The organism is Thalassotalea sp. G2M2-11 (assembly GCF_017168195.1).
GTDB lineage: Bacteria > Pseudomonadota > Gammaproteobacteria > Enterobacterales > Alteromonadaceae > Thalassotalea_E.
Genome location: NZ_JADNYL010000002.1, coordinates 382,636 through 398,282, shown reverse-complemented (window position 1 = coordinate 398,282; position 15,647 = coordinate 382,636). Strand labels below are relative to the sequence as shown.

Genomic DNA, 15,647 nt, shown 5'->3' with positions numbered 1-15,647 from the left:
AAGTGTTGGTATTTTAACTGAAAAGCGGTAGGTTATGAAATGTAATGTGTTAACTTGGGCTTTTTCTTATGTTGCACTTACTTTGTGAATTTTATATGTGATAGAAAAAGTATAATTGACACGGTTATCAAATAATAATGAATGGATTTAATGTGTTTGAACTTCTTTTTGGCATGATAGAAACAATTATTAATCGTCAACACAGGATGATGATGGCAATATGAAGGCCTTATTACAGCGAGCAATAGTTTATCCTGTGCTGATAATGATTGTATTATTCACTAGCAATCAAATAGCAGCCCAGCCGGTTACAGCAGATAAAAAAGTTTACACAATTGCCGTGAATCAAACTTCTTATCCTTATCATTTTGCTAATGAGAAGGGAGAAGTTGAAGGCATCATGGTTGATTTATGGCGACTATGGGCAAAGAAACAACAAGTAAAAATTGAGTTTGTCGTGCTAAATTGGCAACAAACTCTGGATCAAGTCAAAGATAAACGTATTGATATACATGCGGGTTTAGCTAAAACGGAAGAGCGAAGCCAATATTTTAATTTTAGTGAGCCTTTTTTTCATTTTAATAGCTATTTTCGTGTCCATCGTGACTTGCCTAAATTTACTAAAATACAAGAGTTATTGCCCTATACTATCGGCGTGGTTGCGGGCTCGAGTCATGTTGAGCAGTTAGCTCAGTTAACCCCCCAGCTTAAATTACGACTGTACAAAAGCCGCTTTGAGTTGTTTGATGCAGCCCTTGCTGGTGAAATAGTCGCGTTTAGTAATTTAGATAAATTGTCGAAGCGTTATCCTCGTTATAAAGATTTACAAACCAAATTTCCCGTGTACAAAAAAGTATTATTTCATCGGGATAACTATGTCAGTGCGGTTGCTAAAGACAACTTTGCCCTGATTGACTTTATTGATCAGGGCTTTGCTAAAATATCAAACGAAGAAAAAATTGCGATAGAAAAAAAATGGCTCGGTGTTTCGAAGAAAAATGACAGCATTTCTTTAGTGTTCACGCCAGAGTTGCCGCCTTTTATGGATATTTCTTCCTCTGGCAAACCACAAGGACTATTTATTGATATTTGGCGTCTTTGGGCTGAAACCATGGGGTTGAATATTGAATTTATTCCTCAATCGACCAATGACGCGCTTGAAGTGATCAGTCAAGGGGGAGCAGATATACACATTGCTTTTACCAAAGAGGGGAATGCCAATAATAAGTTAATGGTTGCTAATCAAGTGTACTCTGTTGCTTCCAATGTTTATGTTAACAAAAACCTCCCTAATATTACTCACCTGTCCCAATTAAAAGGCAAAAAGCTTGGGGTGTTTGAATCAGCTGCTTATAGGGAGCAGCTTGAGCAAGAGTACCCTGAAATATCGTTAGTTTTTTTTCGTGATTATGCCACCTTAATGGAAGCCGCTGACTATGGCAAAATAGATGCTATGGTGGGTATTGTTGAAAACATGGAAGCTCAGCTGGCCTTAGCTAAATTACGTAAGCAATTTTATAGTTTTACCCGAAGCCCTTTTACTATTGATATATACTCATTCACGCAAAAAGGTAATACCCGATTAGCTGAAATTATACAGGAAGGTTTTAATTCATTACCTGTCGATGAACTGATTAAACTTGAAAAGCGGTGGTTAAGCGATCCAAGCAAAGGGTATTATCAGGTCAATGCCACAGAAGTAGATTTAACTGAGCATGAAAATGTATTTTTGCAGCAACACCCAGAGATCAAAATAGGTCTGGTACGTAACTGGAAGCCGATGGAGTTTATTGACGACAATGGCCAACCTAGTGGTGTGAACATAGATATTAATCAACTGATTGAGCAGCGAACGGGGATAAAGTTTTCGTATGTTGCTTTTGATAATTGGACTGAATTATTTACCGCATTAACGGTGAATGATGTTGATGTGATTGCCAGTGCAACAGAAACCGAAGAGCGGAAAAAATCACTAAATTTTTCAGATGTTTACTGGAATACTCCCTGGGTTATTATTCATCAACGTCATGAGCGAAAACTGTCAAATATCACCGACTATTATGGTAAAGAGCTTGCAATTGTTCGCGGCTATTATTTGATCAATGATATCCGTAAAACACACCCTCAAATTAATTTACGTTTAGTTGATAACTATGAAGAAGGATTATTAGCGGTCAAAAATGGTGTTGTAGATGGCTTTATCGAAAATATGGCGACCGCCTCTGAATTAATTAATCGTGAAAGTATCGTAAAACTCAATATTTCTGTGATTGAAGAGTTTGAATTTGACCCTAATAGCTATGCAATTCGTCAAGACTGGCCGTTACTTAAATCGATTATTGATAAAGCGCTGTTATCGATAAGTGAAAGTGAGAAACAAGCAATCTATGAAAAATGGTTCACTATTCATTTAGAAACAGGGTTAGATAAAAGTACCGTGTTAAAATTGTCGGGCCAAGTCGCCGTTATTATCTTAGTGATATTAATTATTATTATAGTGTGGAACCGTCGCTTATATCGTGAAATTAACATGAGAAAGTCGCTTGAAGAAAAAATGAAGCATATGGCGACTCATGATGAGTTAACTGGGCTGGCCAATCGAACCTTAATGAAAGATAGGATCAATACCGCGATTCATTTTCATCAACGTCAGTCTTTATTGATGGCGGTATTATTTATTGATTTAGATGGATTTAAAACGATTAATGATAGCTATGGGCATGATGTTGGTGACGAACTATTAGTGGAAGTGTCTAAGCGGTTAAATGGTTGTGTGAGAAAATCTGATACCATAGTGCGCTTTGGCGGTGATGAATTTGTTTTGTTATTAACCGGCTTACATCATAAAGAAGAAGCGAGCTTTATCGCTGATAAAGTGCTGAAGTTAATCCAACAGCCGTTCACTTTACCTGAGGTGGTTGTGAACATTGGCTGTAGTATCGGTATTGCCATGTACCCCGATGATGGTATGACAGATACAGAACTGTTAAAGGTGGCTGACACGCTAATGTATAAAGTTAAAGACGCGGGCAAAAATCATTACGTGTTCAATTAAATTGAGACCTATGTTTCGCTAATGTTTACAGGTGACATTCCTTGGTATTGCTTTATAATGGCGGCAATTTTTTATTCGACTTATTAGGGCATTTTGATCTTTCAAGTTAGTTTTTGCAGCAGTTTGTTGGAAATTTATACAAGGCAGTGCTTTTGATGTGTGGTTGTTCCACATGATAAAGCACTAACATAGTAGAAATGACAACAAACGCTGCCTGAAAGGTTCGGCTAAAAGCGTTTTACTCTTTGTTGTGAGGAGATTTGCATAGATGGCTAAGCGTCATTCCTCACGCCGCGTTTAAAACGCTTTTATCTCGAACAAAAATTAAACAGCAAAGTTCAACACGCCCTAACTGCGGGTTTTTTAGCAGTTTAACATCAGAAATATCAAGGCAAAATTAGTATGCGAACGCTCTATTGTGGTGAGGTAAATGAATCTCACATTGGTCAAGAAGTTACCCTTTGTGGTTGGGTTAATCGTCGTCGTGATTTAGGCGCAGTGATCTTTTTAGATTTACGTGATCGTGAAGGGCTAGTGCAAGTTGTTTATGATCCTGATTTGCCAGAAGTATTAGACGTTGCCAATACTTTACGTAATGAATTTTGTGTACAAGTCAAAGGCAAAGTGCGTGCTCGTCCTGAAGGGCAAGTAAATAAAGATATGGCAACAGGTGCGATTGAAGTATTAGGTTTAGAGCTTAATATTTTGAACAAATCAGCGCCGTTACCTCTGGATTCAAACCAAACAAACTCAGAAGAGCAGCGGTTAAAATACCGTTATTTAGATTTACGTCGCAGTGAAATGACGGAACGTTTACGTTTTCGTGCAAAAGTGACATCCGCAGTACGTGAATCGTTAGAAAATCAAGGCTTCTTAGACATAGAAACGCCTATTCTAACGGCTGCTACACCTGAAGGGGCACGTGATTATTTAGTGCCTAGTCGTACTCATAAAGGGCAGTTTTTTGCATTGCCTCAGTCACCACAATTGTTTAAGCAATTGCTGATGATGTCAGGTATGGAGCGTTATTATCAAATCGTCAAATGTTTCCGTGACGAAGATTTACGTGCCGATCGTCAACCTGAATTTACTCAAATTGATATTGAAACATCGTTTATGAGTGCCGATCAGGTGATGGAAGTCACAGAAACGATGATCCGTGAGTTATTCCAAAAATTACTCAATGTTGATTTAGGTGAATTCCCTCGCATGCCTTATAGCGAAGCTATGACTCGCTTTGGCTCAGATAAGCCAGACTTACGTATCCCTTTAGAGATAGTTGATGTTGCTGATATTTTAAAAGACGTGGAGTTTAAAGTTTTCTCAGGCCCAGCTAATGATGAAAAAGGTCGTGTGGCTGTGATCAACGTACCGCAAGGGGCCAGTAAGTTCTCACGTAAGAACATTGATGACTTAACAAAATTTGTTGGAATTTATGGCGCCAAAGGTATGCCGTGGTTGAAAGTTAACGATCGTGAAGCTGGTTTGGAAGGCTTACAATCTCCGATCTTAAAATTCTTAACCGAAGAAGCGGTCAATGCTTTATTAGATCGCGCGAATGCACAAACGGGTGATATTATCTTCTTCGGTGCTGATACTTATAATGTGGTTACTGAAGCATTAGGGGCATTACGTTTAAAACTTGGTGAAGATTTAGACATGGTCAGCGACGAGTGGAAGCCACTTTGGGTCGTAGATTTTCCAATGTTTGAAGAAATTGATGGCCAGATGCATGCATTGCACCATCCGTTTACGGCGCCAACTAAGGTAACTGCTGAGCAACTTGAAGCCAACCCTGCTGGTGCATTGTCTAATGCATATGACATGGTCTTAAATGGTTGTGAACTTGGTGGTGGCTCGGTACGTATTCATGATCAAGCTATGCAATCAGCTGTGTTTAGAATTTTGGGCATCAGTGATGAAGAAGCGCAAGAGAAGTTTGGCTTCTTACTTGAAGCACTACAATATGGTGCGCCACCACATGCAGGTTTAGCATTTGGTTTAGATCGCTTGGTGATGTTAATGACTGGTGCAACGTCGATTCGTGATGTTATGGCGTTTCCAAAAACTACTACGGCGGCATGTCCACTAACCAATGCGCCTGGACAAGCAAACCCAGCGCAATTAGCTGAATTAGGTATTGCAACAATTGCTCAGGATAAAACAGACGCTGAATAAAAAGTAGTCTGATAGAATTAAAGCAGCTTAGGTGAGAACATAAGCTGCTTTTTTTGTGGCAATTCGTTAGTCTAAGTATGACACATGCATTTTTGAGAAAATCTATTGGCAATTATATTAGGTATTGATCCTGGCTCACGCCTGACAGGTTACGGTGTGATTAATCAGCAAGGGCGACAATTTACATATTTAGGTAGTGGTTGTATTAAAGCGGTGGCAGCTGGTGATGACTTTGCTTCACGTTTGCAAACGATCTTTGCTGGTGTCTCTGAATTAATCGTACAATTTCAACCGCAAATGTTTGCGATTGAGCAAGTGTTTATGGGAGTCAACCCTGGTGGTGCATTAAAGCTTGGTCAAGCGCGCGGAGCTGCCATTGTTGCTGCTACCAGTGTTGGTTTAACGGTGGCAGAGTATTCTGCCCGTCAGATCAAACAGTCGGTAGTTGGCACAGGAGCGGCTGATAAAGAGCAAGTTCAGCATATGGTGAAAAACATTCTTAAACTACCAGCAACACCACAAGCAGATGCCGCCGATGCACTGGCGGTTGCGTTATGTCATGCGCATAGTCATGACTCTTTGCTTAAAATGTCAGGACAAGCCACCAAGACAGTTCGCAGGCGGTTAAGGTAAATAATTTCTACTTTACTGTATAAATGTATAGTGTTATTGTTGCGCCATAGTAATAATAACAGTGGAATATGTTTTGATTGGTCGACTACGCGGAACATTAGTAGAGAAACTTCCCCCTGAAATATTAATTGAATGTGGTGGTATTGGCTATGAAGTGACCATGCCAATGACCAGCATTTATGCCTTACCCGAAATAGAGCAACAAGCGACAATCTACACCCATTTTGTGGTACGAGAAGATGCGCAGTTACTGTATGGCTTTGCCAATAAAGTTGAGCGCAAATTGTTTCGTTTACTTATCAAAGTAAATGGCGTTGGCCCAAAGTTAGCGTTAGCGATATTATCAGGAATGTCTGCCGATCAATTTGTCAGTTGTGTGATCCACGATGATCTCTCCACCATAGTAAAAATCCCTGGGGTAGGCAAAAAAACAGCGGAACGCTTATTAATCGAAATGCGTGACAGGTTAAAAGACTGGCATAGTGATGTAGACATGCCAATGACTGATGCTTTGCCAATCACATCACACAATGGACAGACAAGGGTGTCAAATGCCAAAGGTGATGCGGTGAATGCGCTTGTTTCACTTGGTTACACTCAAGGTCAGGCGGATAAAGCCGTCAAGGCGGTGTATTCATCGGGCATGACCAGCGAAGATTTGATCCGTGACGCACTAAAAGCAATGTTATAACAATATATGTGGAATGAACTAAGCCAATGATAGAAGCAGATCGTCTTATTCAGCCTGTTGCAACACCCGAAGATGAAGGTGTAGATCGCGCAATCAGACCTAAAATGCTGGTAGATTATACCGGTCAAGATCATGTAAAGACGCAGATGGAAATCTTTATACAGGCGGCAAAACAACGCGGTGAGCCACTTGATCATTTATTAATTTTTGGCCCTCCAGGCTTAGGTAAAACCACTTTGGCGAATATTGTTGCCAATGAAATGGGGGTTAATATACGTACCACGTCAGGCCCAGTGTTAGAGAAAGCTGGCGATTTGGCGGCATTACTGACTAATCTTGAAGAAAATGATGTCTTGTTTATTGATGAGATCCATCGTTTGAGCCCAATGGTTGAAGAAGTGTTATATCCAGCGATGGAAGATTATCAGCTTGATATCATGATAGGTGAAGGGCCAGCGGCTCGCTCGATTAAACTAGATTTACCAGCATTTACCCTGATAGGCGCTACCACTCGGGCAGGGGCATTAACTTCGCCTTTAAGAGATCGTTTTGGTATCGTGCAACGACTTGAGTTTTATAACACTAAAGATCTGACGGATATTGTTCGCCGTTCGGCGCACTTTTTAAACTTGCCGATTAACGAAGCGGGTGCCTTTGAAGTGGCAAAACGCTCTAGAGGGACACCTAGAATAGCTAATCGATTACTTCGCCGTGTTAGAGATTATGCTGATGTCAAAACCCAAGGGAATGTTTGTCAACAAACAGCTGCCAGCGCACTTGATATGCTGGAAGTAGACAATGAAGGTTTCGACATCATGGATAGAAAGTTACTGCAAGCCATCATCGAAAAGTTTATTGGTGGCCCTGTTGGCTTGGATAATTTAGCGGCGGCGATTGGCGAAGAGCGAGAAACTATTGAAGATGTGTTAGAGCCATTTTTAATTCAGCAAGGCTTTTTACAGCGGACACCGAGAGGGCGCATCGCTACTGAGCGAGCCTATCAACATTTTGGCTTAACCAAATCTTAGTTTGAGCAAAACTAATTTTCAGGTAAAAAAAAGCCCGCTCTAGGGAGCGGGCCAACTTAAATATCAAGTTGCTAGAAGGAATTTGTATTCCAGGGTATATGTCAGAGAGAAGAGATAAATCATCTATTCACTACATGTATCTGGCTTCAATTAAACGTCAGGGGAAATCAGTTTTAATTTGCGCTAGCTCAGAAAACAAGTGTATTTTAAGTGATTACTCTAATTGTTGACAAACTAAATAAATTCATGCTTTTCCATTAGAAAAACTAATGCGAAGTGCCAAATTAGAAAAAAATAACTTCCCTAGAGAATTTTACGAATCTGACTGAGAAAAAAATTCTTGTAAAAATCTTTGTTATTAGGCCTTTTAACACTTGTTTGCACCCCAGTTAATCTATTACTATAACCAGCAAAAATAATGATGTTAAAGCCATAAATAAATTCATGTCGTTACCTGAACAACAATATCAATTACGTGTTTACTATGAAGATACTGACGCAGGAGGTAATGTTTACCATGCCAATTATCTGAATTATTGTGAGCGCGCTCGTACAGAATGGTTGAGAGAACTAGGCATTAATCAGTCATTTTTTTTAGAACAAAATTGTGGTTTTGTGGTCAGAACGCTTGCTATGGACAATGTGGCTGCGGCAAAACTCGATGATTTACTCACTGTGACTTCAACAATAAGTGAATTAAAGCGCGCAAGTGTAAGGTTTTTGCAACAAATAACCAATCAACACGGTCAGGTGTTATGTCAAATAAAGGTACTTGTTGCTTACATTGATTTACAACGCGCCAAGCCATGTGCTATCCCCAATCAAATTTTAGGAGCATTAAAAGGTGTCAGCTGAACTTTCGTTTTTTGATTTATTTTTACAAGCTAGCTTATTGGTAAAAGCTGTGATGTTAACCTTATTGGGGTTTTCTATCGCTTGTTGGACCATGATTTTTCAACGTAAAAAAGCGTTGAAGGATGCTCAAAATCAATTGCAAAATTTTGAAGATAAGTTTTGGAGCGGTGCCGATTTAAGCAAACTATATACAGAGATATCGGCTCGTGCTCATATCTATGGTATTGAAAGCCTTTTTGTCGCAGGTTTTAAAGAATTTGCTCGGATCAGAAAAAGTAATCTTAACTCTCCACAAGCCATCGTCGATGGCACCCATCGGGCAATGCGAGTAGCGCTGTCACGTGAAGTTGATGATTTAGAGACTCACTTACCATTTATGGCGACCGTTGGTTCGATTAGCCCATATATTGGTTTATTTGGTACGGTTTGGGGCATTATGAATTCATTTATTGCGTTAGGGGCTCAAGAACAGGCGACGTTAGCACAAGTAGCTCCTGGTATTGCCGAAGCGCTAATAGCAACAGCAATGGGCTTGTTTGCCGCTATCCCTGCGGTAATGGCATATAACCGTTTTACTCACCAAGTGGAAAAACTAGAAAATAGCTATGGCAACTTTATGGAAGAGTTTTCCAGTATTTTACATCGTCAATCAGCTGGTGGTCAGCAAGGGTAGGTAGCGATATGTACAATCGTGTAAGACGAAGAAAAGTTGCTGAAATTAATGTGGTTCCTTATATCGATGTGATGCTGGTACTTTTGATCATTTTTATGGTCACTGCGCCATTGATCACTCAAGGGGTCAAAGTTGACTTACCCAAAGCAGATGCAGAACCGCTAAGTAAAGACAGTAAAGTGCCGCTTGTTGCGTCAGTTGATGCCGAAGGTAATTATTATCTCGCTGTTGGTACCAGTAAAAATGAAGCCATGTCTGCGGAGCAAGTAGCAACCCTAGTGGCAGCTCATCTTAAATTAGAGCCTGACACGCCAGTTGTTGTTAATGGTGATGGTGCGGTGTCCTATGACGCCGTTATTCAATTGATGGTGTTGCTTCAGCGTGATGCAGGGGTGCCTTCTGTTGGCTTAATGACAGACTCTCCGGAGAAGTAATTATTGTGAAGTCAATGCTTACTAAACCGCTGATTTTGAGTATCACCTTGCATGTCACGCTGTTGGCGGTGTTGTTGCTAGGGGACTTCTCTGCAAAGCCACCTAAACCAACACCTTCAGCGACACCAGTCAAACCTATTCAAGCGGTCGCCGTTGATAGACGAGAGATTGATGCGCAAGTTAATAAATTAAAAAAACAAAAAGCCGATGAAGCGAAACGACTGAAAGCGTTAGAAGAAAAGGCGGCAGCGGCTAAACGTCGCAGAGCGCAAGAAGAAAAACGTTTAAAAGCACTTGAGCAGCAACGTAAGAAAAAAGAACGCGAAAGAAAAGCGGCTGAAACTGCAGCAAAAAAAGCTAAAGCGAAAGCGGCTGCGGCTGAAAAACTTAGAAAACAGAAAGAAAAAAAGGCAGCAGAGAAAGCTGCTGCACAAGCAAGAGCCAAACGCAAGAAGGAACAGGAAGCAGCAAAAAAGGCTGAACAATTACGTAAAAAGCGTGCTGAAGAAAAAAGACGTAAAGCACAGGAAGCCAAAGAGCGTGCAGAGCAACAACGGTTATTAGAAAAGCAGATGGCTGAAGAGATGGCATCTCGCCAACGTGCTCGTAACCAACAAATTACCAGTGAGATTGGTAAATACACCGCGTTGATCACGCGTGTGATACAAAATAACTTGTTAACCGATAAAGCAACGATGGAAGGCAAATCGTGTAAATTAACGATTAAGTTAGCACCGTCGGGGTTTGTCATCAGTGTACAAACTGGCACAGGTGATCGAGTCGTGTGTGATGCGGCCAGAAATGCAGTTAACAAGTCAGGCAAGTTACCTGTCTCAAAAGATCCAGAAGTATTTGAAAAAATGCGCACAATAAGTTTAACTGTTGTGCCAGAGTTTTAGTGACCCATAATAATTAAGTGAATTTTTCTTCATATGACAAAAATAAAATCGATTTTACTAGCGTGTTTGTTTATTTTTACTGGTCAAGCACATGCGACTTTAGAAATTGTGATCACCGAAGGTATTGATGGAGCGAGGCCGATCGCCATTTTACCATTCAAGTGGCATGGCAATGGTGCACTACCTGAAAGTATTGCAAAAGTTGTCAGTGACGACCTATTGCGCAGCGGTAAGTTTAGTCCAATTAATGAATTAAGGTTTCCTCAGCTTCCTTCAAAAGACAGCGAAATCGATTATGCGGCATGGGCTGCTGAAGGTGTCGAGAATGTCGTAGTCGGTCAAATTCGTGAAACCGCTATTGGTCGTTATCAAGTGAGTTACCAGTTAGTGGATGTGATCCGTGGCCAAATTACTGGTGGTGAAACCCAGATGTTAAGTAGTGGCAAACTGGTACAAACATCGGATCATATTTTAGACGAAAGTACTGTGGAGATCACAGCCAGCCAGTTTAGACGTTATGCACATCGTATTAGTGACGAAATTTATGAAAAGCTCACTGGTACTCGAGGCGCATTTTTAACAAAAATCGCTTATGTTATTGTGCGAGATCAAGGGAGTTACCCGTATCAACTTGTGATTGCAGACTATGACGGTTATAACGAGCATGTGTTATTAAGTTCGAAAGAGCCGTTGATGTCGCCAGATTGGGATCCAAAAGGAAACAAATTGGCGTATGTGACTTTTGAGAACCGCCAGGCTCAGATTTTTGTTATTGATATTTACACAGGCAAACGAACATTAATTAGTTCCTTTAAAGGGATTAATAGTGCACCGCGTTGGTCACCAGATGGTAAACATTTGGCCATGGTGTTATCAAAAGATGGTAACCCAGAAATATACACGATGAATGTTGCCACGAAGAAATTGCGTCGGGTGACCCGACATCGTGCTATAGATACTGAGCCAAATTGGTCACCAGATGGTAAATCATTGATATTTAGTTCAGAACGGGGTGGACTAGCACAGTTATATCGCGTAAATTTAGTCAATGGTCGGATAAGACGCTTGACGTTTGACGGTGAGATGAATTTAGGTGGCTCGCTAACACCTGACGGTCGTCAATTAGTTATGGTTAATAGAACGCGTGGAAAGTATCACTTGGCTAAGCAAGACTTAAGCTCAGGTATCTTTCAAGTGTTGACTAAAACGCGTTTAGATGAATCGCCAAGTATTGCACCTAATGGCGGAATGATAATTTATAGTACTTTACACAATCGCCGTCAGGTATTGAGTTTAGTCTCGGTAGATGGACGATTTAAAGCACGATTACCTGCGCTAAACGGGCAAGTAAAATCGCCTGCTTGGTCGCCATTTTTATAATAATGAATAAAAGTTAATATTATTGAAACAATAAGGAAAATCAAAATGCGCTTGAATAAAACTGTTAAAGCTCTTGCTGTTGCATTACCTATGATGGCATTAGCTGCATGTAGTTCAAATTCTGAAACTGATGAGCAAAGCCAAGTAGATACCAATACACAAACGCAGCAAATGACAGAGCAAGAAAATGTTCAAGTAACTGCTGCACAACGTGCTGCGGAAATCGAAGAGCAAAAACGTCAAGAAATGGAACGTTTACGCTCAGAGCATATCGTTTATTTTGATTTTGATAAATCAACAGTAAGCGGTGAGTTCTCTGCAATTTTAAATGCGCACGCTAAATTTTTAAACGAAAATGCTAATGTGAGCGTGTTAATTGAAGGTCATGCCGATGAGCGTGGTACACCAGAATATAACATTGCATTAGGTGAGCGTCGTGCCAAGGCAGTTGTGACATATTTAGAAAACATGGGTGTTGCGCCTTCTCAGTTATCTGTTGTGAGCTACGGTGAAGAAAAGCCTATGGTTAAAGACCGTACTGAAAGTGCTTTCGCGAAAAACCGTCGCGCTGTTTTGGTTTACTAATCAGGTAATTGAATGAAACTGAATCAAGTTTTATTAGGCGTTTCGCTTGCTGCTATTGTACCGAGTACAATAGCAGCAGAGCCAGCACCAGTTATTGATATTTCTCAAAGTGGTGGTACTAAGTCAGTGTCATTACAGCAACGTGTTGCCACATTAGAGCGACAAGTTGAGGCACGAAACCGCGCCCAAGTGAAAGTACAGCGTCAACTCGATGAATTGCAGCTTGAAGTAAGCGAGTTGCGTGGTGTGACAGAATTGCATACTCATCAATTGAGTCAAATTCTTGAGCGTCAGCGTGAACTGTATCAAGAACTTGATCGTCGAGTATCACAAGCGTTAAAGCCTGCTAATAATGTTCCTAGTTCAATTGAAGCTCCTGCTCAGTCTGGGCAAAGTAGTAGTTATAGTAGTAACTTAACTGAAAATGAAGCGTACGACAGAGCGGTTAATCTGGTGCTAAAAGAAAAGCGCTATGATCAAGCGATCCCTGCGTTTCGTACATTTAATCAAAACTACCCTAATTCTAGCTATTCAGCCAATGCTCATTATTGGTTAGGTCAGCTATTATTTAATAAAGGTGATTTTGCTAAGGCTAAAATTGAGTTTGAATTAGTTGTATCGCAGTATAAGTCATCGACTAAACGTAGTGATGCAATACTAAAACTTGGTATGGTTGAACAGAAGTTAAATAATAACGCGAAAGCAAAAACTTTATATCAACAACTTGTTGCTGAGTACCCAGATTCTAGTGCAGCTAAATTAGCAGCACCAAGATTGAACAGTTTGTTGTAGATAACTTAATCACAATGTTGGCTTTTTAAGCAAATAGTGTGATATCCAAAAAAAACTTAATTTTGTTGTTGCAACGGGCAAAATTATCAGTATCATATGCGGCGCGTTGACCGAGACGGTCTTCGCACTAAATGTCGGTCGTTAGCTCAGTTGGTAGAGCAGTTGGCTTTTAACCAATTTGTCGAAGGTTCAAATCCTTCACGACCGACCACTTCTTTCCTTGAGGTGAGTTGTGGAGTTTCACTCATTTAGCAAATAAATTTAATCGGTCGTTAGCTCAGTTGGTAGAGCAGTTGGCTTTTAACCAATTTGTCGAAGGTTCAAATCCTTCACGACCGACCACCTTATTTCCCCGTTCGGGATTGCGGTGTACATGCAAAAGTAATTGCACAGATTAAATTTATACATTCTTTCTAATCGGTCGTTAGCTCAGTTGGTAGAGCAGTTGGCTTTTAACCAATTTGTCGAAGGTTCAAATCCTTCACGACCGACCACTTTCTTAAACTCTCTTATAAATAGATTAAATACAAAGCCAAGGCTTTTAACGCTCTTTACCCAGGTATGGTCGAAGGATTCAATTTTTCACGACTGACCACTTTCTTAAACTCTCTTATAAATAGATTAAATACAAAGCCAAGGCTTTTAACGCTCTTTACCCAGATATGGTCAAAGGTTCAATTTTTCACGACCGACCACTTTCTTAAACTCTCTTATGAATAGATTAAATACAAAGCCAAGGCTTTTAACGCTCTTTACCCAGGTATGGTCGAAGGATTCAATTTTTCACGACCGACCACTTTCCTTACTTATCCGTTATTTTTCCTTATTTTGTCATTTTTCGATTTGAACTAAGCCGAAGTCTTACACATTGTTGGAATGATTTTACACGTGCCTTTTTGCCTCGTAGGTGGAATGGATTATAGGATAAACGCACTAATCCTTCATGATGGCTCTCTTTTCTTTAATTCTTTTTCATTGTCACTTTGATGATCAAAACGTGAGTATTGCTTGATTTATCCCTGTATATTTTATTGCAGTATATCGACAATATTTGCTAACAATGAACTGAAAGTACACATTTGCTTAGCTATGGCGTATAATTCACGCCGATTTTTAAATGGTGATTCGAGATAGAAAATGGCGCAAAGTAATTTAGCGGTAGAATTTGATTTTACATTTCCAGCCAAACCCGCACCTATCAGTGCAGAAGATAAAGTAGCGTATAAACAACGCATAAAAACATTATTGAAAGAAAAAAATGCGGTATTAATTGCCCATTACTATACGGATCCCGAAATTCAAGCACTGGCTGAAGAAACAGGTGGCTGTGTTGCTGACTCATTAGAAATGGCTCGCTTTGGCAATCAGCATGATGCTCAAACATTGATTATTGCTGGTGTTAAATTTATGGGGGAAACCGCGAAGGTACTCACCCCAGAAAAAAGAGTGGTGATGCCAACTTTAGAAGCGACTTGCTCACTTGATTTGGGTTGCCCAATAAAAGAGTTTAGTGAGTTCTGTGATCAGCACCCAGATCGCACCGTGGTGGTTTATGCCAATACATCTACTGCAGTTAAAGCACGTGCTGATTGGATTGTTACTTCATCGTGTGCACTAGACATTGTTGAACACCTTGAAGAGCAAGGTGAAAAGATTATTTGGGGCCCAGATCGTCATTTAGGTAATTATATTCAAAAGCAAACAGGTGCTGACATGATCATGTGGCAGGGCGCGTGTATTGTGCATGATGAATTTAAAACCAAAGCACTTAAAGACATGAAAACCTTGCACCCAGATGCGGCAGTGCTGGTTCATCCTGAATCTCCAGCAGATATTATTGAACTAGCGGATGCGGTAGGTTCAACCAGTCAATTGATCAAAGCTGCTCAAGAGCTTCCTCAGCAAAAATTCATTGTGGCGACAGATCGCGGTATTTTTTATAAAATGCAGCAGCTATGCCCTGAAAAAGAGTTTTTTGAAGCGCCAACGGCAGGTGAAGGTGCGACATGCCGAAGCTGTGCTCACTGCCCGTGGATGGCAATGAACGGCCTACAGGCGATCGAAGCGGCGTTAATTGACCCAACAGGTAAAGAAGTGTTTGTTGATATGACATTACGTGATGGGGCGCTTAAATCAACTAATCGCATGTTGGATTTTTCTGCCAGCCTGAAAAAATAACCTGTGTGGCAAGTTGCCGGTATAATTACCGGCAATAGTCACCATTTAGGGTTGTTCGTTATTATCTCTTTCGGCTTTATAAAATAGGTTTGGAGTTGAATATTTTATAAAGCCATTGGTTATTCGTTAATTCCATGTCATTAACTCATAATGGCTATAGCACTCACTATTAACCTAGTAAAATAGTGCGGACAATTTTCCCTACATCATAAAATACTTACTAAAAACATGGGAATTATGTGTTAAGATGTGCGCCCAAAAATAGT

Annotated in this window: 13 protein-coding genes and 3 tRNA genes; all 16 read left to right on the top strand. The window is 40.3% G+C overall.

Features of this window, described 5'->3' with window-relative positions:
- Nucleotides 1-220 precede the first annotated feature (220 nt).
- The 16 genes from IV514_RS07650 (at nt 221) to nadA (ending at nt 15,381) form a co-directional block, all read left to right on the top strand.
- Entirely contained in the window at nt 221-3,055 is a 2,835-nt protein-coding gene (locus tag IV514_RS07650) for a transporter substrate-binding domain-containing protein (protein ID WP_206484360.1), read from the top strand.
- Between the two features lie 402 nt (nt 3,056-3,457).
- On the top strand, nt 3,458-5,233 hold the full coding sequence (gene aspS, locus IV514_RS07645) for an aspartate--tRNA ligase (RefSeq protein ID WP_206484359.1): 1,776 nt from the start codon (nt 3,458-3,460) through the stop codon (nt 5,231-5,233).
- Between the two features lie 105 nt (nt 5,234-5,338).
- Nucleotides 5,339-5,866: a crossover junction endodeoxyribonuclease RuvC gene (gene ruvC / locus IV514_RS07640; RefSeq protein ID WP_206484358.1), complete on the top strand. Its 528-nt coding sequence runs from the start codon at nt 5,339-5,341 to the stop codon at nt 5,864-5,866.
- A gap of 73 nt (nt 5,867-5,939) precedes the next feature.
- On the top strand, nt 5,940-6,557 hold the full coding sequence (ruvA, locus tag IV514_RS07635; RefSeq protein ID WP_206485278.1) for a Holliday junction branch migration protein RuvA: 618 nt from the start codon (nt 5,940-5,942) through the stop codon (nt 6,555-6,557).
- A gap of 26 nt (nt 6,558-6,583) precedes the next feature.
- A complete protein-coding gene (gene ruvB / locus IV514_RS07630) occupies nt 6,584-7,585 on the top strand; it encodes a Holliday junction branch migration DNA helicase RuvB (RefSeq protein WP_206484357.1) in 1,002 nt (333 codons plus the stop codon).
- Nucleotides 7,586-8,029: 444 nt separating this feature from the next.
- On the top strand, nt 8,030-8,440 hold the full coding sequence (gene ybgC, locus IV514_RS07625) for a tol-pal system-associated acyl-CoA thioesterase (RefSeq protein ID WP_206484356.1): 411 nt from the start codon (nt 8,030-8,032) through the stop codon (nt 8,438-8,440).
- On the top strand, nt 8,430-9,113 hold the full coding sequence (tolQ, locus tag IV514_RS07620; RefSeq protein WP_206484355.1) for a protein TolQ: 684 nt from the start codon (nt 8,430-8,432) through the stop codon (nt 9,111-9,113). The genes ybgC and tolQ overlap by 11 nt, the downstream gene beginning before the upstream one ends.
- Before the next feature lie 8 nt (nt 9,114-9,121).
- Nucleotides 9,122-9,547: a protein TolR gene (gene tolR, locus IV514_RS07615; RefSeq protein WP_206484354.1), complete on the top strand. Its 426-nt coding sequence runs from the start codon at nt 9,122-9,124 to the stop codon at nt 9,545-9,547.
- 14 nt (nt 9,548-9,561) lie between these two features.
- On the top strand, nt 9,562-10,446 hold the full coding sequence (gene tolA, locus IV514_RS07610; RefSeq protein WP_241242304.1) for a cell envelope integrity protein TolA: 885 nt from the start codon (nt 9,562-9,564) through the stop codon (nt 10,444-10,446).
- A gap of 33 nt (nt 10,447-10,479) precedes the next feature.
- Nucleotides 10,480-11,826, top strand: a complete 1,347-nt coding sequence (gene tolB / locus IV514_RS07605) for a Tol-Pal system beta propeller repeat protein TolB (RefSeq protein ID WP_206484352.1) — start codon at nt 10,480-10,482, stop codon at nt 11,824-11,826.
- A gap of 45 nt (nt 11,827-11,871) precedes the next feature.
- Nucleotides 11,872-12,411 (top strand): peptidoglycan-associated lipoprotein Pal, encoded by a 540-nt coding sequence (gene pal, locus IV514_RS07600; protein ID WP_206484351.1) that lies wholly within the window; start codon nt 11,872-11,874, stop codon nt 12,409-12,411.
- Between the two features lie 12 nt (nt 12,412-12,423).
- Nucleotides 12,424-13,203, top strand: coding sequence for a tol-pal system protein YbgF (gene ybgF / locus IV514_RS07595; RefSeq protein ID WP_206484350.1), 780 nt, complete (start codon nt 12,424-12,426; stop codon nt 13,201-13,203).
- Nucleotides 13,204-13,338: 135 nt separating this feature from the next.
- Nucleotides 13,339-13,414: transfer RNA gene (locus tag IV514_RS07590), tRNA-Lys, on the top strand.
- Between the two features lie 55 nt (nt 13,415-13,469).
- Nucleotides 13,470-13,545, top strand: a tRNA-Lys gene (locus IV514_RS07585).
- A 76-nt stretch (nt 13,546-13,621) separates the two neighbouring features.
- Nucleotides 13,622-13,697 (top strand) — tRNA-Lys (locus tag IV514_RS07580).
- Between the two features lie 643 nt (nt 13,698-14,340).
- Nucleotides 14,341-15,381 (top strand): quinolinate synthase NadA, encoded by a 1,041-nt coding sequence (gene nadA, locus IV514_RS07575; protein ID WP_206484349.1) that lies wholly within the window; start codon nt 14,341-14,343, stop codon nt 15,379-15,381.
- Nucleotides 15,382-15,647: the final 266 nt, after the last annotated feature.

Coding starts and splice junctions, on each gene's coding strand:
- IV514_RS07650 (WP_206484360.1), top strand. CDS start 221: ATGAAGGCCTTATTACAGCGAGCAATAGTTTATCCTGTGCTGATAATG.
- aspS (WP_206484359.1), top strand. CDS start 3,458: ATGCGAACGCTCTATTGTGGTGAGGTAAATGAATCTCACATTGGTCAA.
- ruvB (WP_206484357.1), top strand. CDS start 6,584: ATGATAGAAGCAGATCGTCTTATTCAGCCTGTTGCAACACCCGAAGAT.
- ybgC (WP_206484356.1), top strand. CDS start 8,030: ATGTCGTTACCTGAACAACAATATCAATTACGTGTTTACTATGAAGAT.
- tolR (WP_206484354.1), top strand. CDS start 9,122: ATGTACAATCGTGTAAGACGAAGAAAAGTTGCTGAAATTAATGTGGTT.
- tolA (WP_241242304.1), top strand. CDS start 9,562: ATGCTTACTAAACCGCTGATTTTGAGTATCACCTTGCATGTCACGCTG.
- tolB (WP_206484352.1), top strand. CDS start 10,480: ATGACAAAAATAAAATCGATTTTACTAGCGTGTTTGTTTATTTTTACT.
- pal (WP_206484351.1), top strand. CDS start 11,872: ATGCGCTTGAATAAAACTGTTAAAGCTCTTGCTGTTGCATTACCTATG.
- ybgF (WP_206484350.1), top strand. CDS start 12,424: ATGAAACTGAATCAAGTTTTATTAGGCGTTTCGCTTGCTGCTATTGTA.
- nadA (WP_206484349.1), top strand. CDS start 14,341: ATGGCGCAAAGTAATTTAGCGGTAGAATTTGATTTTACATTTCCAGCC.